Source organism: Actinotalea sp. JY-7876 (assembly GCF_014042015.1).
GTDB lineage: Bacteria > Actinomycetota > Actinomycetes > Actinomycetales > Cellulomonadaceae > Actinotalea.
The window spans coordinates 230,900-249,691 of the sequence record NZ_CP059493.1 but is presented as its reverse complement, the minus strand read 5'-3'; the positions used below and the strand labels follow the sequence as shown (position 1 = coordinate 249,691).

The 18,792-nt window shown below is 75.4% G+C and carries 13 protein-coding genes; 5 read left to right on the top strand and 8 right to left on the bottom strand.

From position 1 onward, the window contains the following. Positions 1–171 precede the first annotated feature (171 nt). The 4 genes from H2O74_RS01165 to serS all read right to left on the bottom strand — a co-directional run bounded on the left by H2O74_RS01165 (position 172) and on the right by serS (position 5,060). Positions 172–1,578, bottom strand: a complete 1,407-nt coding sequence (locus H2O74_RS01165) for an ABC transporter substrate-binding protein (RefSeq protein WP_182112752.1) — start codon at positions 1,576–1,578, stop codon at positions 172–174. 245 nt (positions 1,579–1,823) lie between these two features. After that, entirely contained in the window at positions 1,824–2,846 is a 1,023-nt protein-coding gene (locus tag H2O74_RS01160) for a LacI family DNA-binding transcriptional regulator (RefSeq protein ID WP_182112751.1), read from the bottom strand. 106 nt (positions 2,847–2,952) lie between these two features. Beyond that, on the bottom strand, positions 2,953–3,768 hold the full coding sequence (locus tag H2O74_RS01155) for an HAD family hydrolase (protein ID WP_182112750.1): 816 nt from the start codon (positions 3,766–3,768) through the stop codon (positions 2,953–2,955). Further along, a complete protein-coding gene (gene serS / locus H2O74_RS01150) occupies positions 3,765–5,060 on the bottom strand; it encodes a serine--tRNA ligase (RefSeq protein ID WP_182112749.1) in 1,296 nt (431 codons plus the stop codon). Before serS ends, H2O74_RS01155 begins: the two co-directional genes overlap by 4 nt. A 73-nt stretch (positions 5,061–5,133) precedes the next feature. On the opposite strand from serS, the gene H2O74_RS01145 reads away from it, so the two are divergent. Further along, entirely contained in the window at positions 5,134–6,324 is a 1,191-nt protein-coding gene (locus H2O74_RS01145; protein WP_182112748.1) for a diacylglycerol kinase family protein, read from the top strand. A gap of 65 nt (positions 6,325–6,389) precedes the next feature. Here the strand turns inward: H2O74_RS01145 and pheA are convergent, their stop codons facing one another. Beyond that, positions 6,390–7,358, bottom strand: a complete 969-nt coding sequence (pheA, locus tag H2O74_RS01140) for a prephenate dehydratase (protein WP_182112747.1) — start codon at positions 7,356–7,358, stop codon at positions 6,390–6,392. A 34-nt stretch (positions 7,359–7,392) separates the two neighbouring features. Here pheA and H2O74_RS01135 point away from each other — a divergent pair, with 34 nt between their 5' ends. After that, on the top strand, positions 7,393–9,873 hold the full coding sequence (locus tag H2O74_RS01135; protein WP_182112746.1) for a hypothetical protein: 2,481 nt from the start codon (positions 7,393–7,395) through the stop codon (positions 9,871–9,873). After that, positions 9,870–11,198: an MFS transporter gene (locus H2O74_RS01130; RefSeq protein ID WP_220457997.1), complete on the top strand. Its 1,329-nt coding sequence runs from the start codon at positions 9,870–9,872 to the stop codon at positions 11,196–11,198. Before H2O74_RS01135 ends, H2O74_RS01130 begins: the two co-directional genes overlap by 4 nt. 7 nt (positions 11,199–11,205) lie before the next feature. Here H2O74_RS01130 and H2O74_RS01125 read toward each other — a convergent pair whose 3' ends face one another. Both H2O74_RS01125 and H2O74_RS01120 read right to left on the bottom strand, forming a co-directional pair. Next, a complete protein-coding gene (locus tag H2O74_RS01125) occupies positions 11,206–11,970 on the bottom strand; it encodes a glycosyltransferase (RefSeq protein WP_255491714.1) in 765 nt (254 codons plus the stop codon). Between the two features lie 152 nt (positions 11,971–12,122). Next, entirely contained in the window at positions 12,123–12,962 is an 840-nt protein-coding gene (locus H2O74_RS01120) for a DUF5926 family protein (protein WP_182112744.1), read from the bottom strand. 71 nt (positions 12,963–13,033) lie between these two features. Between H2O74_RS01120 and pgm the strand changes: the two genes are divergently transcribed. After that, on the top strand, positions 13,034–14,749 hold the full coding sequence (pgm, locus tag H2O74_RS01115; protein ID WP_182112743.1) for a phosphoglucomutase (alpha-D-glucose-1,6-bisphosphate-dependent): 1,716 nt from the start codon (positions 13,034–13,036) through the stop codon (positions 14,747–14,749). Positions 14,750–14,773: 24 nt separating this feature from the next. Here the strand turns inward: pgm and H2O74_RS01110 are convergent, their stop codons facing one another. Continuing rightward, complete coding sequence (locus H2O74_RS01110; RefSeq protein ID WP_182112742.1) at positions 14,774–17,419, bottom strand: EAL domain-containing protein; 2,646 nt, start codon at positions 17,417–17,419, stop codon at positions 14,774–14,776. A 137-nt stretch (positions 17,420–17,556) separates the two neighbouring features. Between H2O74_RS01110 and H2O74_RS01105 the strand changes: the two genes are divergently transcribed. After that, a complete protein-coding gene (locus H2O74_RS01105) occupies positions 17,557–18,783 on the top strand; it encodes an MFS transporter (RefSeq protein ID WP_182112741.1) in 1,227 nt (408 codons plus the stop codon). The last annotated feature ends 9 nt before the right edge of the window (positions 18,784–18,792 follow it).

Here is an 18,792-nt window from a genome sequence, read left to right as displayed (position 1 = left end):
TACCTCCGCAGTTCACGGCCGGCGCAGCAGCGCGCTCGACCCAGCCGTCATGACGCGTGCCCCGACCGTCCTCCTCCGCGGGCGCGGGGGCAAGAGCCGGGGACCCCGCACCCGGAAGCAGGGACCTACCTGGTGGTGGGTCCCTGCTCCCGGTGTGGTGCCGTCAGCCGATCAGTCGGTCGGCCACGACTCCTCGATGGAGGTCAGGACGTCGACGGACGACTTGTCGTTCGCGATCCAGTTGACCATCTCCGTCCAGAAGGACCCCGAGCCCACCGGGCCGGGCATCAGGTCGGAGGCGTCGAACCGGACGGTGTACTCGTCCGAGGCGAGCAGCTCGTTCGAGAGCTGGTCGATCGGCGACTGGAGCTTCGACGCGTCGAGGCCGCTGTTCGCGGACACCCAGCCGGCGTTGGAGACCTCGGCCTTGGCGTTGGCCCACACGTCGCTGGCGACGAAGGCGTGGAACGCGTTGACCTCGGGGCGGTCGTCGAACGCGACCGTGAACTCGCCGGCCATGAGCAGCGGCTTCTCGGTCTCGCTCTGGCTCGGCAGGTAGAACGCGAAGACGTCGCCGTCCTCGGCGATCTCGACGTCCTCACGGACCTGCTGCCAGTTGACCCCGTAGAAGTTCGCCGCGCGGTGCATGTAGCACTCGCCGTCGAGGATCGGGAAGCCGCCGGCGTCCCAGTCCGTCGTCGCGATGCTCGACACGTCGCCGAGGCCGCCGTTGACGTACTCCGGGTTCTTGAGGATCTCACCGGCCGCGTCGAGGGCCTCGACGATCTGCGGGTCGTTGAACGGGATCTCGTGCGCGATCCACTGGTCGTAGACGTCGGGGCCGGCCGTGCGGAGCACGACGTCCTCGAGGAAGTCGGTGGCCGGCCAGCCGGTGGCGTCACCGGACGCGATGCCCGCGCACCACGGCGTGCCGCCGTCGGCGACGATCTGGTCGGACAGCGCGATCATGTCGTCCCACGTCGTGGGGATCTCGTAGCCGGCCTCCTCGAACATGCTCGGGGAGTACCAGACGAAGGACTTGGCGTTGGCGCCGAGCGGGGAGCCGTAGAGGGTCCCGTCGACCGTGCCGTACTCCTTCCACTCGTCCGTGAAGAACTCGTCGACCATCGCCGTGACCTCCTCGGAGGCCGGCTTGATGACGCCGGGGAAGTCCGTCACCAGGCGCTGCAGCAGGCCCGGCTGGGGGATGTAGGCGATGTCGGGAGCCGCGCCGGACTGCATCCGGACCGCGATCTGGGCCTCGAACTCGTCGGACGCCTCGTACTCGATGGTCGAGCCGGTGCACTCCTCGTACTTCTCGTACGAGGCCTCCTGCGCGGTCGCCTCGTCGCCCGTGATGGTCGTGTAGACCTCGACGGTGGTGCCGTCCAGGTCGCCCATCTCGATGAACTGCTCGTAGTCCTCGCAGCCCTCGGCGACCTCTCCGCCGCCGCCGTCACCGTCGCCGCCGTCGCCCTCGTCGGAGGGGGGTGGCGTACACGCGGCCAGCGTGATGGCCAGGGTGAAGACCCCGGCCGTGGCGGCCGCGAAGTTGCGGCTCTTCCTGGTGCTGATCATCAGCGATTCCTCCACGTCGTCGTGGGACTGGCGTCCCCCGTGCGGCCCAGCAGCGACAGTGGGGCTGCGCTGCGCTGGGCACCACCGGCCATGCAAGCGCTTGCACCGCGGCCCGGCAACCCCGTAGGGCCTCGGCCGTGCCACAAGGGGGTAACGATTCGGCAACATGGCCCGATGGGACCGGTCCAGGTGCCGTCCACGCCTGTGCACGGGACGAGGCGGCACGAATCGGGCGCGCGCAGGCGTCAGCGGGCTCGCCGCGCGGCGGGCACCGGCCCGGTGGACCGGCGCAGCACGAGCTCGGTCGGCACGACCGTCTCCCGCGGGGCCGGGACACCGGCGATCATGTCGAGCACCAGGCGGGCCGCGACGGCGCCCTGCTCGCTCGCGGGCTGCGCCATCGTCGTCAGGCCCACGAGCTCACCGAGGTCGTGCCCGTCGATGCCGATCACCGAGACGTCCCCCGGCACGTCGAGCCCGGCGTCGCGCAGGGCCATGAAGGCGCCCATCGCGATCTCGTCGGACGCGGCGAACACCGCCGTGACGTCCGGCGCACGCTCGAGCAGCGCGCGCATCGACGCGCGGCCGCCCTCGACGTCGAACCCGCCGTGCGACTCGAGCGCCGGGTCGAGCGGCAGGCCGGCCTCCCGCAGGCCGTCGCGCCAGCCGGCGGCGCGCTCCACGGGCGCGGAGCCCGGCGCGGCGTCGTCGACCGCCCCGGTCAGGTGGGCGATGCGGCGGTGGCCCAGGCACGCGAGGTGGAGCGTCGCCGCGCGGGCCGTCGCGCGGTCGTCCAGCCGCACGGTCACCTGGCCGTCCGCTCCCCACCCGATGCACACCAGGGGGTGCCCGAGTGCCAGGAGGCCGGCGACCTCGTCCTCGTCGAGCGGCAGTCCGACGACGAGGACGCCGTCGACCCGGCGCTGCAGCACGCCCGGGTCGACGCGCGGGCGGCCCGTGCGCCGGCGCCCGTCGAACGTGTAGAGCAGCACGTCGAAGCCGTGGGCACGCAGCGTCCGCTCGGCGCCCTCGATGACGTTGGAGAAGAACCAGCGGTTGACGTACGGCGAGATCAGGCCGATCGCCCGGGTGCGGCCGGACGCGAGGGTCGCGGCCGACGGCGACGCGACGTACCCCAGCTGCGTGGCCGCATCGCGGACCCGCTCGCGCGTCGCCTGCGTGACGTTGGGCAGGTTGCGCAGCGCCCTGGACACCGTCGCCGTCGAGACGCCGGCGGCGCGGGCCACGTCGTCGATGCCTGCCGCCATGGCCGGATTCTGCTCCCTGGCCGGTGCGGGGGTCCACCGCGTGGGTCCGCCGTCCGGCCCGCGGCTCACGCGGCCGGCACGCGGCTCACGCGGCCGGCACGCGCGCTCAGACGAGCAGCGACCTCAGGACCGGCACGGCGCCCTCGTCCTCGACCGTGCCCGTGACCGCGTCGGCGGCCTCCTGCACCGGGATCTCGGCGTGGCCCATGGCGACCCCGTGCGCCGCCCAGCGCAGCATGTCGACGTCGTTGCTGCCGTCGCCGAGCGCGAGGGTGCGGTCCGGGCCGACGCCGAGCCGGGTCCGCACCCGCTCGAGCGCGCTGGCCTTGGTCACGCCCTGGGGTGCGACGTCCATCCACGCCGTCCAGCCGATCGCGTACGTCACGTCGGCGAGGCCGAGGTGGGCGACGAGGTCGTGGAACTCCTGGCTGGTGTGGCCCGGGCTGCGCACGATCAGGCGCGTCACGTGCCGCGAGGTCAGCTCGTCGAGGTGCACGACGTCGTGCTGCCCGGACAGCTCCCCCTCGGGGAACAGCTTGTTCATGCGGAACCCCGTGCCCACCTCCTCGACCGCGAAGTAGGCGTCCGGGAACTCGGCGGCCATGAGCCGCAGCACCGGGCCGGGGTCGAAGGTGACGACCTCGTCGAGCTCGACGCCGTCGGGCGCGTCGGGGTCGAGCCGCGCCGTCACCGAGCCGTTCGAGCACACGATCCAGCCGTGCTCCAGGCCCAGCTCGGCCGCGACGGGCGTCGTCGCGTGGAGCGAGCGACCGGTCGCGAGCACGACGTGGTGGCCCGCCTCGCGCACGGCGACGACGGCGTCGCGCACCGCCGGCCGCAGCTCGCCCGCGTAGGTCAGCAGCGTGCCGTCGAGGTCGAGCGCGACGAGCCGGGCCTGCCCGTCGAGGTCCGGACGCGTCATGCCCCGACCGCGCCGGTGGGGTGCAGGACCTCGAGCCCGCCGAGGTAGGGCCGCAGCCCCTGCGGCACGCGCACCGAGCCGTCGGCCTGCTGGTGGTTCTCGAGCAGCGCGACGATCCAGCGCGTGGTGCCGAGCGTCCCGTTGAGCGTCGCCACCGGGCGCGTGTCGCCCTCGGCCGTGCGCTCGCGCACGCCGAGTCGCCGCGCCTGGAACGTGGTGCAGTCCGACGTCGAGGTGAGCTCGAGCCAGCGCTGCTGGCTCGGCAGCCAGGCCTCGCAGTCGAACTTGCGCGCGGCGCTCGAACCCAGGTCGCCGGCGGCGGTGTCGATGACGCGGTAGGGCAGCTCGACGAGGGCGAGCATCTCCTCCTCCATCGCGAGCAGCCGCTCGTGCTCGGCCTGCGAGTCCTCGGCGCTGACGTAGGCGAACATCTCGACCTTGTGGAACTGGTGCACGCGGATGATGCCGCGCGTGTCCTTGCCGTACGACCCGGCCTCGCGCCGGTAGCAGGCCGACCAGCCGGCGTAACGGCGCGGACCGCCCGACAGGTCGAGGATCTCGTCCGCGTGGTAGCCCGCGAGCGCCACCTCGGAGGTCCCGACGAGGTAGAGGTCGTCCGCCTCGAGGCGGTACACCTCGTCCGCGTGCGCGCCGAGGTACCCCGTGCCAGCCATGACCTCGGGCTTGACCAGCGTGGGCGTGATCATCGGGGTGAAGCCGGCGGCCAGCGCGCGGTCCATCGCGGCGTTGAGCAGCGCGAGCTCGAGGCGCGCGCCGATGCCCGTGAGGAAGTAGAAGCGCGCGCCCGAGACCTTGGCGCCGCGCTCGGTGTCGATCGCCCCCAGCAGCTCGCCCAGCTCCAGGTGGTCGCGCACCCGGAAGTCGTCGCCGTACTCGGCCGCGAGGTCGCGCGGCGTGCCGACGTGCTTGAGGACGACGTAGTCGTCCTCGCCGCCCGCCGGGACGCCGTCGTGCACGACGTTGCCGATGCGCGAGACGACCCGGTCGAGCTCGGCGGCGGCCGCGTCGGCGTCGGCCTGGAGCGCCTTGACCTGCTCGGCGAGGCCCTTGGCGCGCGCGAGCAGCTCCGCCTTGGCGTCGCCCGTGGCCCGCGCGACCTCCTTGCCGAGCGACTTCTGCTCGGCGCGCAGCCGCTCGAAGTCGGTCAGCGCGGACCGCCGTCGGGCGTCGAGCTCGAGCACCGTGTCGACCAGGGACGGGTCGTCACCGCGCAGCCTCTGGCTCGTGCGGACGGCGTCGGGGTTGTCCCTCAGGAGGCGCAGGTCGATCACCCGACGAGGGTACCCAGCGGCGCGGGCAAGCCCCACCCGAGCGCGGGTGGGCCCACGGCCGTACGGTTCAGCCATGACAGCAGACGCGTGGCTCGTGCTCGCCGTCGTCGCCGTCGCGCTCCTCGCCCTCGCCGCGCTGGTCGTCGCCCTGCAGAACCGGCGCGCGCTCGTCGGGCACGGCGTCGCGATGAAGCCGTCGATCGCGGGCCCGGGGAGCGAGGGGTCCGCCGCCACGGAGGAGACGGACGCGGCCCACACGCTCGTCGCCTTCGTCGCCAACCCCACCAAGCCCGGCGTGCCCGAGCTGCGCGACGCCGCCGTCCAGGCGTGCGCCGCGCGCTACCTGCCCGAGCCGATGTGGTTCGACACCACGGAGGACGACCCCGGCATCGGCCAGGCGCGCGAGGCGGTCGAGAAGGGCGCCAAGGTCGTGGTGGCCGTGGGCGGCGACGGCACCGTGCGCGCCGTGGCGGAGGGCCTCGTCGGCACGGGCTGCTCGATGGCGATCGTCCCGCAGGGCACCGGCAACCTGCTCGCGCGGAACCTGGACATGCCCCTCGACGACATCGACGCCCTCCTGCGCATCGCCCTGACGGGCGAGGACCGGAGCATCGACGTCGGCTGGCTCACCGTGGTCAACGACGAGGCGGGCGTGAGCGACGACATCGCCGAGGCCGACCCGGAGGCCGTCGCACCGCACGGGAAGCCGCGGGGCGCCCGCGCGCTCCCGCGCGACCACATCTTCCTCGTCATCGCCGGCATCGGGTTCGACGCCGCACTCGTCGGCGACGCCGACGAGGACCTCAAGGCCAAGGTCGGCTGGCTGGCCTACTTCGTCTCCGCCCTGCGGCACCTGCGCGGCGGGCGGATGCGCCTGGAGCTCTCCTACGACGACGGGCCGTGGCGGCGGGTGCGCCTGCGCAGCCTGCTCTTCGGCAACGTCGGACGCCTCCCGGGCGGGATCACGCTGCTGCCCGACGCCACGATCGACGACGGCTGGATGGACATCGGCGAGATCGACACCCGCGCGGGCCTGGCGGGCTGGACGCAGCTGCTGGGCGAGGTCGCCATGCAGCGCTTCGGCATGTCGAACGACCTGCCCAACAAGATCGGGAAGATCGACCACCACCGCGTCCGCCAGGCCCGCGCCCGCTCGCGCGAGCCGCAGCCGGTCCAGGTCGACGGCGACACGATCGGCGAGGTCCTCGAGGTCGCCGCGCGGGTCGAGAAGCACGCGCTGGTCGTCCGGGTCGACGGCGGCTGAGCACCGGTCGACGATCGGGGACCTCCACTCCCGGCTGCCGGGAGCAGCGGTCCCCGTCCCGCCGGTCAGTCGGTGTGGCCCTCGCGCAGGCGGGCCACCCAGGTGCGCGCCGCGGCGAAGTCGGCGTCGGACGTGCCGGGGCGCACGTCGCCGAGCGGCGCGTCCACGCGCGGGTACGAGCCGAGGAACCGCACGTGCGGGCACACCCGGTGCAGGCCCATGAGGGCCTCCGCCATGCGCTCGTCCTCGACGTGCCCCTCGGCGTCCATCGAGAAGGAGTACCGGCCGAGCGCGTCCCCGATGGGCCGCGACTCGATCCGCGAGAGGTTCACGCCACGCGTCGCGAGCTGCTCGAGCATCTCCAGCAGCGCACCCGCCCGGTTGCTCGGCAGGTGCACCACGAGCGTGGTCTTGTCGGCGCCCGTGCGCGGCGGCACGGCACCGGGCCGGCCCACCAGGACGAAGCGCGTGACCGCGTGCGGGTTGTCGGCCACGGCCTCGGCGAGCGGGACGAGCCCGTAGTGCCCGACGGCGGGCGGCGGCACGAGCGCCGCGTCGAACCCGAGCGCCTCGCCCGGCTCGGCCAGGAGGGCCGCCGGCGCGGTGTTCGACGTCGCGGGCACGTGCACGACGCCGGGCAGGTTCGCCGCGAGCCACTTTCGGCACTGGGCCCACGCGTGCGGGTGCGCGGAGATGCGGCGGATCGCGGAGAGCGGCGTGGCGGCGCGCGCGGCGAGCACGAAGCCGACGGGCACGAGCATCTCGCGCAGGATCACCAGCGGCTCACCGGTCGCGAGGGTGTCCAGGACCGCGTTGACGCCGCCCTCGACGGAGCTCTCGATCGCGACGACGGCGCGGTCCGCGTCCCCCGCGCGCACGGCCTCGATCGCCGAGACGACGTCGACCTGCGGGAGGTAGACCGCGTCCTGCGGCGCCGCGACCTGGCGCAGCGCGGACTCGGTGAACGTGCCCGCCGGGCCGAGGTAGGCGTAGCGCAGGGGCGGGAGCGGCTGGGCCGTGCCGTGCGTGCTCATCGGCGGCAGCGTAGTGCGCCCGTAGGCTGACCGCGTGCTGCGTCCTACCCGTGCCCGCGCCGTCCTGGCCGCCGTCGGGGCGGCGCTGACGCTCGTCCTGGGCCCCACCGGGGCACCGACGGCCGTCGCGGCGACCGACCGGGCGGCGAGCGACGACGCGGCGGCCGACGCCGGCCGCGGCCACGCCGTGGTCGTGATCGGCACGGCCGGCCTGCGCTGGGACGACGTCCACACGCTGTCGACGCCGGCCCTGTGGGACGTGTCCCGCACCGCCTCGATCGGGACCCTCGCGGCCCGCAGCGTCAGGTCCTCGGCGTGCCCCGCCGACGGGTGGCTCGCCCTCTCGGCGGGGGCACGTGCCGCGGACCTGCCCGGGACCGCGTACGGCGAGTGCCGCACCCTGGTCAACCCCTCGCCCGAGGGCCAGGTGCGCGGCTGGGCCGACTACGTCGAGTCGGCCGAGCTCGAGGACTACGACCCCCGCCTGGGCCTGCTCGGCGACACGCTGGCCGCCGCCGGCACGCCCGCGGCGGCGATCGGACCGGGCGCCGCGATCGCGCTCGCGGACGGGGACGGCACGCTGAGCGTGCCGTACACGCCGCGCCCGTCCGACCCGGCGCAGCTGCGCACCGACGTGCGCACGGCGCTGGGCACCGCCGACCTCGTGGTCGTCGACGTCGGCGCGGTCCGTGACACGGGCCGCGCGACCGCGCCCCGCGCCGAGCCGCTGGCCCAGCCGACGGCGGGCACGGACGACGAGACCGGCGCGGGGGACGGCGAGGGCGCGGACGAGCCGGCGCCCACCGGCGAGGAGCCCGACGGCCCGGACGTCATCACCGAGCCCACCCGGCCCGAGCAGGTCCGGCCCGTGGACGAGCGGGTCGGCGCGGTGCTGGCCGGCATCCGCGCGAGCGACCGCGACGTCACGGTGCTCCTGGTCTCCCTCGCGGACTCCGGCACGCGCGCCCGCATGCAGCTGGCCGCCGCGATCGGGCCGGCGCCGGGCGGGCAGACCTACGGCGACTCCCTGCTGGGCTCCCGCTCCACGCGGCAGCCCGGGATGATCCAGGCGACGGACCTCACCCCGACGGTGCTCGCGGCGCTCGGCATCACGGACGACGCCCCCGCCGGGGCCCTGGTCGGCGCCCCGGTCGTACCGGTCCCGGGGCCGGACAGCGCCAACGCCCGGCTCACGGCCGTGCTGGACATCGACCAGCACTCGGTGGCGGTCCGCCCCGTGACGCCGCGGTTCTACACGCTGCTCATCGTCTCGAACCTCGTGCTCTACCTGCTCGTGACGCTCGGCCTGAACACGCGCGCCCTCGGGGCGCTCTCGCGCGCGGCGGCGCGCCTGCCCGGCCGCGCGGCCGCCCGCGTCGTGTCCGCCGTCGGCACGCGGCCGCGCGTGGTGCTGCAGGGGCTGCGCATGGCGGGCATCGCGGTGGGGTCCCTGCCCGTCGCGAGCATCCTGGCCAACCTCGTGCCGTGGTGGCGCGCCCCCTCGTCGGGCTGGGCGCTCACGGGTGTCATCGCGGCGTGGATCGCGGTGGTGAGCGCGCTCGCGCTGCTCCCCCGCTGGCGCCGCCCGATCCTCGCCCCGGCCGGCGTGGTCGCCGGCGCGACCGCGCTGGTCATCGCGGTCGACGTCGTCTTCGGGGCGCCCCTGCAGGTGTCCGCGCCCATGGGCGTGCAGCCGGTCGTCGCCGGGCGGTTCTACGGCTTCAACAACACGGCGTTCTCGCTCTTCGCCGCCGCGACGCTGCTCTCCGCGGTGGTCCTGGCCGATCCCCTCGTGCGCGCGGGCCGGCGCCGCCTGGCCGCCCTCGTGGTCGCCGTCATCGGGATCACCGCGACGGTGCTCGACGGCATGCCGGGGCTCGGCAGCGACTTCGGCGGCCCGCCCGCGCTCGTCCCGGGGTTCGCGGTGCTCGCCCTGCTCGCGGCGGGCGTGCGGCTGTCCTGGTGGCGGCTCGTCGGCGTGCTCGGCGCGGGCGTGCTCGTCGTCACCGGCTTCGCCGTCGTCGACTGGCTGCGCCCGGCCGACGACCGGACGCACCTGGGCCGCTTCGTCGACACGGTGCTCGACGGCGGCCTCGGCGGCGTCGTGGCGCGCAAGCTGGCGCAGAACCTCGCCAACCTGGGCGGGACGTGGCTCACGGTGCTCGCCCTGGCCGGCATCGCGCTCGTCGTGCTCGTGCTCGTGCGCCCCCTGCGCGGCGCCGCGACGGCACCCGACGGCGGCGTCTTCGCCTGGCTCACCGCGGGCGAGCCGCTCTCGACGCTCGGCACCGAGGCGCCCATGCTGCGGCCCGGCCTCATCGCGCTCGGCGTGACGCTCGGCATCGGCTTCGCCGTCAACGACTCGGGGATCGTGATCCCCGCGATCGGCGTCTCGCTCGCGGTGCCGCTGCTCATCAGCATCTGCGCCGGCTGGCTGCTGCAGGTCGGCGCCGGGCGTGCGCCCCGCGACCCCGAGGACGCGCCGGTCGCGCCCGAGCACAGCCTCGAGGCGTGAGCACCCCGGCCGGCGCCGCGAGCCTGCGCTCGGCCACGGGGTTCGGCCGGCTGTGGACGGCCGCGACCGCGTCGGCGTTCGGCAGCTACGTCACCGTGCTGGCGGTGCAGGTGCTCGTCGTGGAGGTCCTCGACGGCGACGCCGTCGACGTGGGCCTGGTCAACGCGGCCCGCTGGCTGCCCTACCTGCTCGTCGGCCTGCTCGTGGGCGTCCTGGTCGACCGGGTCCGGCGGCGACCCCTCATGGTGCTCACCGACGTGGCGGCCGCCCTCGCGCTGGCCGTGATCCCGCTGCTGGCCGCGACCGGGCACCTGAGCGTCGGCGCGGTCATGGCGGCGCTCGCGGCCTTCGGGACCGCGACGCTGGTCGGGGACGCGGCCTCGCAGTCGTTCCTGCCCCGGCTCGTGCCGCGCCCGCTGCTCGGCGCGGCGCACGCGCGTCTGGGCCAGGCCGACGCGGTCGCGCAGGGCAGCGGACCGGCGCTCGCCGGGGCGGTCGTCTCCGTCCTGGGCGCCCCGCTCGCCGTCCTGGTGGACGCGGTGAGCTACCTGACCTCCGCCGTGCTCGTGGCCACGGTCCGGCTGGCCGAGCCGCGCGCCGACCGTGCCCCGGGCGGCAGCGCCCGCGCCGCGCTGCGCGGCGTGCGCGACGACGTCGTCGAAGGCCTGCGCTGGGTCTACCGGCACCCGACCCTGCGCCCGATGGCGCTGTCGACCCACGTCTGGTTCGCCTGCGCCGCCGTGACCGGCGCGGTCCTGGCGCCGCTCGCCCTGCGCGAGCTCGGGCTCACGGCCGCGACCCTCGGCCTCGCCACGGCCGCCGCCGGGCTGGGTGCGCTCGCCGGCGCGTCCGTCGGGGTCCGCCTGGGCCGCCGCCTCGGCGTGGGTCGGCTCCTCGTCGCCCTCCGGGCCGGCACGGGCCTGGCGTGGGCGGTGATGGCGCTCGCGCCCGCGGCGCTGCCCGCGTCGGGGGACGGCGGCGCGTGGGGCGGCGGGGCGGCCTGGGCCGTCTTCGCCGCGGGTCAGCTGCTGCTGGGCGTGTGCATGGGGGCGGAGAACCCCAACGAGATGGCCTACCGCCAGACGGTGACCCCGGACCGGCTGCAGGGCCGGATGAACACCACCATGCGGTCGATCAACCGCGCCGCGATCGTCGTGGCGGCGCCGCTCGGCGGGCTGCTCGGCGACGCGGCCGGCTACCCGACCGCGCTGCTGGTCGCCGCCGGCGTCGTCCTCCTCACCGCAGGCGCGATGGCGGCGAGCCGCCTGCGCGGCGCCCACCTCGACGACGAGCACGCCACCGCGGACTCCCCCGGGCCCGGCTGACGCGACGTCAGCGGCGGCGGGCCACCTTGCGTGCGACCCCGCGGACCCGGCGCGCGTTCACGGCCAGCAGCACGTCCCGGTACTGGGCCGCGCGGTGCATCTGCCCGCGCAGGTCCGTGCCGGAGGCGCGGTGGCGCAGGTCGCAGGGCACCTCGACGGCGACGAAGCCCTTCGAGAGCAGGTCGATCGTCATGCCGGTCTCGACACCCCAGCCCCGCGCGAGCGGCGTCGCGGCCTCGAAGGCCTCACGGGTCAGGCAGCGCATCCCCGACAGCGGCTGCGTGGGCGTCCACCCGGTCATCGCCTGGATCGAGCGGCGCGCGAGGCCGACGACGATCCCCCGGCCGCCCGCACCCGGCTGCGGCGGCAGCAGGGCGATCGCGACGTCGGCCGCACCCTCGAGCACGGGCGGCACGAGCGGTGCGGCGTTGACCGCCGACTCGCCCAGGTCGCCGTCGAGGAACAGCAGGAGGCGCGCCGGCCGGTCGTCCGTGTCGCGCATCGCGACGACGGCGGCGCCCGTCTCCATGGCCGCGGCCTTGCCCCGGTTGTGGGAGTGCCGGACGACGACGGCGCCGGCCTCGCGCGCGACGTGCTGGGTCGCGTCCTCGCTGCCGTCGTCGACCACCAGGACGAGGTCGACGTGCGGGATGGCTCGCGCGGCTCGGACGGTCGCGGCGATGCGGCGCGACTCGTCCTTCGCGGGGATCACGACCGCGACCCGCTGCTTGGGGGCGGTCGACGCCTGGTCGCCGCGACGTCTGGCTGGCACGGGCACCACCCTAACGAGATATCCGGGCGCGCGTCATCGCCGACCCATCGCCGACCCAGTGCCGGGTCAAGCGGCGGTGATCCTCGCAGGGAGGAACGGCGTGCGCACGCCGGCGCACGCCGTGCGTCAGCCCCGTCAGCCTGTCGGCCCCGTCAGCGCAGCGTCAGCTGGCGCGCCACGAGCCCGGCGCGCGCGCGGCGCTCGTTCGCGTCCAGGGGCCCCGTGACCGCGAGCGCCTCGGCCAGGCGCTCGCCCAGGCGCTCGGCCGGCTCCTCGACCTCCTCGGCCTCCGTGCCGGGGGCAAGATCCCAGACGGGCACGAGGATGCCGCAGGAGCGGAAGGCGCCGATGAACTTGCCGAGGGAGCCGTCGTCGCCCAGGCCCGAGCGGCGCTGCGCGTGCAGGCGTGCGAGCGCGTCGAGGAAGTCCTGCTCGTCGTGCGGCATCGCCCACCGCAGGTACTCCCGGTCCCCCATGCGCGCCCAGTAGGCCGCGTCGACGGAGGTGAGGCGCCGGGTGGGGACCACCGTCTCGTTCATGCGCTCGAGCGAGGCGACGACGTCGGGGGTGAGCTCGGCGTCGGCCGAGGTCCAGTAGTCGAAGCCGTCGTGCACGGTGACCTCGAACGGGACCGAGAGGTCGAGGACGTCCTGGAGGCGCGGCCCGGGCTCGGGCAGGGGGGCGGACGTGATCGGCGTGCCGGCGGGCAGCTCGAGCGCGCGCAGGAGCAGGTCGGCGAGGTCGCGCGACGCGTCCCCCGAGCCGGCGTGCTGCTGCAGCGCGATCATGATCGTGCCGTCGCCACGGTGCAGCGCGGGCCAGGCCATCGGCAGGACCGTCGTCACGACGACGTCGCGGGCGCCGTACTCCTTCGTGGTCCGGGCGGTGGCGGTGGCGGCGGGCACCACCTCGCGCATCGCCACCCAGTCCGGCTCCCCGGGAAGCCCCTCGAAGGGACGCAGCACGAACTCGACGGTCGCTCTCCTGGCCATGGCGCACGAGCCTACCGGCCGCTCGCGCGCACCCCGTGCGCCGAGCGTGCGCTCGGTGCGAGGATCGGGCCATGCACCCCCGCGCCGGAACGCCCGCCCTGCCCGAGGACCTCATCGACACCGACGCCGTCGTCGGCGCGTACTACGACCTGATCCCCGACGTGCACGACCCGGCCCAGCAGGTCGTGTTCGGCACGTCCGGCCACCGCGGCTCGAGCCTGGACGCGGCCTTCAACGAGGCGCACATCATCGCCATCACGACGGCGATCGTGGAGTACCGGCGCAGCCAGGGCACCGACGGCCCGCTCTTCCTCGGGCGCGACACGCACGCCCTGTCCCTCCCGGCGTGGCAGACGGCGCTCGAGGTGCTCGCCGCCGCCGACGTCGAGGTGCACGTCGACGCGCGCAACGGCTTCACGCCGACGCCCGCCGTCTCGCACGCGATCCTGCTGCACAACGGCGCCGGCACGGCCCAGGGCGTGCGGACCGTGGGCGGCGCCGCGGGCGCCGGCGCCACGGGAGGCACGGGCCTGGCCGACGGCATCGTCGTCACGCCGTCGCACAACCCGCCGCGCGACGGCGGCTTCAAGTACAACCCGCCGCACGGCGGACCGGCGGGGTCGGACGCCACCGGGTGGATCGCCGACCGCGCCAACGAGCTGCTGCGCTCGGGCCTGGCCGGCGCGCGCCGCGTCAGCCTCGAGCAGGCGCTGGCGGCCCCGACCACGCGCAAGCACGACTTCATGTCCGCGTACGTCGCGGACCTGCCCAACGTGCTCGACATCGACCTGATCCGCGCGAGCGGCGTGCGCATCGGCGCCGACCCGCTGGGCGGCGCCGCGGTCGAGTACTGGGGCGAGATCGCCGAGCGCCACGGGCTCGACCTCACCGTGGTCAACCCCGCGGTCGACCCCCGGTGGGCGTTCATGACGCTCGACTGGGACGGCAAGATCCGGATGGACTGCTCCTCCCCGTCGGCGATGGCCTCGCTCGTCGAGGGCATGCGGCCGGCCGCCGACGGCACGACGGCGTTCGACGTCGCCACGGGCAACGACGCCGACGCCGACCGGCACGGCATCGTCACGCCCGACGGCGGCCTGATGAACCCCAACCACTACCTGGCCGTCGCGATCAGCTACCTCTACGGCGGTGCGCGCCCCGGCTGGGCGCCGGATGCGGCCATCGGCAAGACGCTCGTCTCCTCGGCGCTGATCGACCGGGTCGCGGCCGACCTCGGCCGGCGCCTGCTCGAGGTCCCGGTCGGGTTCAAGTGGTTCGTGCCCGGCCTGCTGGACGGCTCGGTCGGCTTCGGCGGCGAGGAGTCCGCCGGTGCGTCGTTCCTGCGGCACGACGGCACGGTCTGGACCACGGACAAGGACGGCATCCTCCTCGCGCTCCTCGCGGGCGAGATCACGGCGCGCACCGGGCGCTCGCCGTCCCAGCTGCACGCGGAGCTGGTCGAGCGGCACGGGCAGTCCTGGTACGCGCGGGTCGACGCGCCCGCGACGCGCGAGCAGAAGGCCGCGCTGGGGTCGCTCCGGCCCGAGCAGGTGACGGCCTCGACGCTCGCCGGCGAGGAGATCACCGGGCGCCTGGTCGAGGCGCCCGGCAACGGCGCGCCGATCGGCGGCCTCAAGGTCACCACGGCGAACGCCTGGTTCGCCGCGCGTCCGTCGGGCACGGAGGACGTCTACAAGGTCTACGCCGAGTCGTTCGTCTCGCAGGAGCACCTCGCGCAGGTCCAGGCCGCGGCCCAGGAGCTGGTGACGCAGACGCTCGCGGGCTGAGGCGCCCGGCGTCGGGCGCGCGCCTCAGCGCAGGACGGCGCCGCGCAGCCGCTCGTGGAAGACGTCCGCGGGCACCGGTCGCGACCACAGGAACCCCTGCCCGGCCGTGCACCCGAGCATCTGGAGCGCCTGCGCCTGCTCCTGGGTCTCGACGCCCTCGGCGACCAGCGCGAGGCCGAGCGAGTCGGTCAGGCGCACCAGGGTCGTGACGATCGCCTGGCTGCGCACGTCGTCGAGCATGCCGGCGACGAAGCGCTGGTCGACCTTCACCATCGAGATGGGCAGCTCGATGATCCGCGTCAGCGGGCTGTAGCCGGTCCCGAAGTCGTCCGCGGCCAGCCCGATGCCCGCGCGTCGCAGGGTCGCGAGGTCCGCGAGCAGCGCCTCGCTGACCGTGTCGAGCTGGGTCTCGGTGAACTCGAGCACGAGCCGCGCGGGCGGCAGGCCGGTCTCCGCCAGGACGCGGTGGACGTCGGCCACGAACCCCGGCACCTCGAGCTGCCGGGCCGAGACGTTGACGTGGACGGCGGGGGTGACCTCGGCGACGCTCTGGGGCCACGCGGCGGCGAGCTCGCACGAGCGGCGCAGGATCCACGCGCCGAGCTCGGGCATCAGCCCGCAGGCCTCGGCGACGTCGAGCCACGCGCCCGGTTCGAGCAGCCCGCGGTCCGGGTGGCGCCAGCGCACCAGCGCCTCGGCCGCGACCGTGGCGCCGTCGCGCAGGTCCACGACGGGCTGGAGGTACATCTCGAGCTGGCCCAGCTCGAGAGCACGCCGCAGCTCCGCCTCGACGCGCACGGCGCGGACGGCGCGCGCCCGGTGCTCGTCCGAGAACGTCACCGCGCGGCGCTTGCCGCCCGCCTTCGCCGCGTACATGGCGGCGTCGGCGTCGCGCAGCAGGTCGTCGGCGCTCGCCCCGGGACCGCCCCAGGCGATGCCGATGCTCACGCCCACCGTGAAGCCGTGACCGCCCACGACGATCGGTGCCGAGAGGCCCGCCAGCACGGCCGACGCGAGCTGCTCGACGTCGGCGCGGTCGCGCGCGCACCGCCGCAGCACCACGAACTCGTCGCCGCCGAGGCGTGCCGCGAGGTCGTCCGGGCCCAGGAGGGTGCGCAGGCGCTCCGCCACCCGGACCAGCACGCGGTCGCCCTCCGTGTGCCCGGCCGAGTCGTTGACGTCCTTGAAGTCGTCCAGGTCGCAGAACAGCACGGCGACGCCCGGGCCGCCGTCCGCCTCGTCCGGCGGCAGGGCGGCGACCGCCGCGTCGATCTCGCCGTGCAGCCGGGAGCGGTTGGCCAGCCCGGTCAGGCTGTCGCGCTGCGCCTGGGCGGTGAGCCGCTCCTCGGCCGCGCGGCGGGCCGTGACGTCGACCATCTGCGCGACGAACAGGTTCTCGCCCGCGCTGGCCGCCAGCGGCGACAGCGCGACGTCGACCCACAGGTCCCCCGCGGGCGTCGCGACGGCGACCTCACCGTGCCAGCCCTCGCTGGTCCCGGCCAGCATCTCCCGCACGCGTGCCGCGAGCTCGTGCCGGTCGGGCTCGGCGAGCAGGGCCGTCCACGGCGCCCCGACCAGGGCCGCGGGGTCGCCGGCGAGCATGCGCGCGGCGACGTCGTTGAGCTGCACGACGTCGAGCCCGCCCTCGGCGTGCGCCTCCTCGCCGGGGCCGTGGGCGCCGTCGCACAGGCGGAGCATCGCCATGCCCACGAGCGAGTCGCGGAAGCCCTGGCGGAACAGCCGCTCGCTGGCCTCGCTGCGTGCGAGCGCCGCGCGCCGCTGCGCGATCGACACGGCCAGCGGCAGCGTCACCAGGGCGCAGCACACCAGGTACGCCTGGACCAGGGACGCCGTGGCGGTGCTCGTCGCCCCGAACTCGGCGGCGAACGGACCGCCGTCGAAGCGGCTGAACGAGGTGACGAGCAGCGCGACGACGATGAGCTCGACGCTGACCACCTTGACGCCGAAGCGCAGGGCGCCCCAGACGAGCAGGGGCATCGTGAGGAACGAGACGGGCAGCCCCTGGCCGGGGCGGAAGATCACGACGATCGCCACGCAGACCGCGGCGAGCTGGGCCGCGGCCTCGAGCCGGCCGGCGCGTCCGGTGCCGCCCGGCGCGCGCATGCCGAGCGGCAGGGTGAGCAGGAGGGCGGCCCCGTGGCTCGCCACCACGGTGCGGGCGGTGACGAGGAACCCGGCGCCGTCCGCGAGCAGCTGCGTCAGCCCCGCCCCGACGCCCATGACGAGGACGCCGGCCGCCGTCGCGCCGACCAGCCGGAAGAGGTCGTCGAGCGTGGCCAGGCGCGGCCTGCCACGGCGCGTGAGCAGTGCGGCCACGACGGCGCTCTCGAGCGCGTTGCTCGCGCCGTAGCCCAGCGCCACGTGCCACGGGCGCCCCACCGCCAGGTTCGCGAGCGCGCTCATGATGACGACGGACGCCACGACGACGGCCCGCCGGTCCCGCGGTGCCCACATCAGGGCGATCGTGGCGAGGCCGGCCGCGGGCCACCAGGCGGCGACGCCGTTGTCCGGCGGCGCGAGGACGACCGCGAGGTAGGAGAGGCCGAAGACGCCCGCCGCGATGGTCAGGACTCCCAGCGGGCCGTAGGCGACGTCCGGGGCGAGCAGCCGGCGTCCCGGGCGAAGGCGACGCGACGCAGGCCGGAACACGGCGCTCCCTCCCCGAGCACGCGGTCGTCGCGGCCGGCGGGGCGCGCGACTGGCTGGATCTTCCCACGGGCGGGGTGGCGGCCGCGCGGAGTCGACCGGGTGAACGTCGCGGTCCGTCCGGCTGGGAGAATGACGTCATGCTCCAGCCGTACCGCGCGATCCTCGCGCGCCCCGGGGCCGCCGCGTTCTCCGCGGCCGGCGCCATCGCCAGGCTCCCGATGTCGATGGTCGGGATCGGCATCGTCCTCATGGTCTCCGAGGTCTACGGGTCCTACGGCCTCGCGGGCCGGATCTCCGCGGTCCAGGTGATCACGCACGCCCTGTGCTCGCCCCAGCTCTCGCGCCTCGTCGACCGCTTCGGTCAGGCCCGCGTCATGCGCCCGGCGCTCGTGGTCACCGCGGTCGGCATCGTCGGCCTCATCGTGCCGACGCTCCTCGAGGCCTCGCCCCTGTACCTGTACGCCGCGGCCGTGGTCACCGGTGCCGCGGGCGGCTCGGTCGGGGCGCTCGTCCGGGCCCGCTGGTCTCACCTGCTCCAGGACCCGCGCGAGATCCACTCCGCGTACTCGCTCGAGTCCGCCCTCGACGAGCTGGTGTTCATCGTCGGGCCCGTGCTCGCCACGGTCCTGGCGACGTCGGTCAGCCCTGTCGCGGGGCTGGTGGTGCCCGTGGTCGCCGTCCTGGTCGGCGGCACGTGGTTCTTCTCGCAGCGCGCCACCGAGCCGCCGGTCGTGGTGCGCGAGGAGGGCGTGCACCACCCGTTCGTGCTGCGCTCGGGCGGCATGGTGGTGCTCGCCGTGGTGTTCGTGTTCATGGGCGCGATCTTCGGCGCCACCGACGTCGCCACGGTCGCCTTCGCCGAGGAGCAGGGCAACAAGGGCGCGGCCGGCCTCATCCTCGCGGTCTTCGCGGCGGGCTCGCTGCTCGCGGGGCTCGGCTACGGCGCACGGCACTGGACCAGCCCGCTGTGGCGCCGGTTCGCGATCGGCATGGTCGCCCTGGCGGTGGGCGTGACCCTGTTCTTCTTCGTGACGAACCTCGCGGTCCTCGCCGCGGTGATGTTCGTCGTCGGCCTGACGATCGCGCCGACCATCATCAACGGCAACGCCCTGGTCCAGCAGCTGGTCCCGCGCGGTCAGCTCACCGAGGGCCTGACCTGGGTCGGGACCGCCCTGGGCGTCGGCGTCTCCTTCGGCTCGTCGATCGCCGGCGCCCGGATCGACGCCGCCGGCAGCCACGCCGGGTTCCTCGTGGTCGTGGTCTCCGGCGGCCTGGCCGTGGTCGCCGTGCTCGCCGCGAGCGGCACCCTGCGCCGGGGCGAGGCCCGCTACGTGGCCCGGACCGCGGCGAGCGCGACGGACTGAGGGACCGGG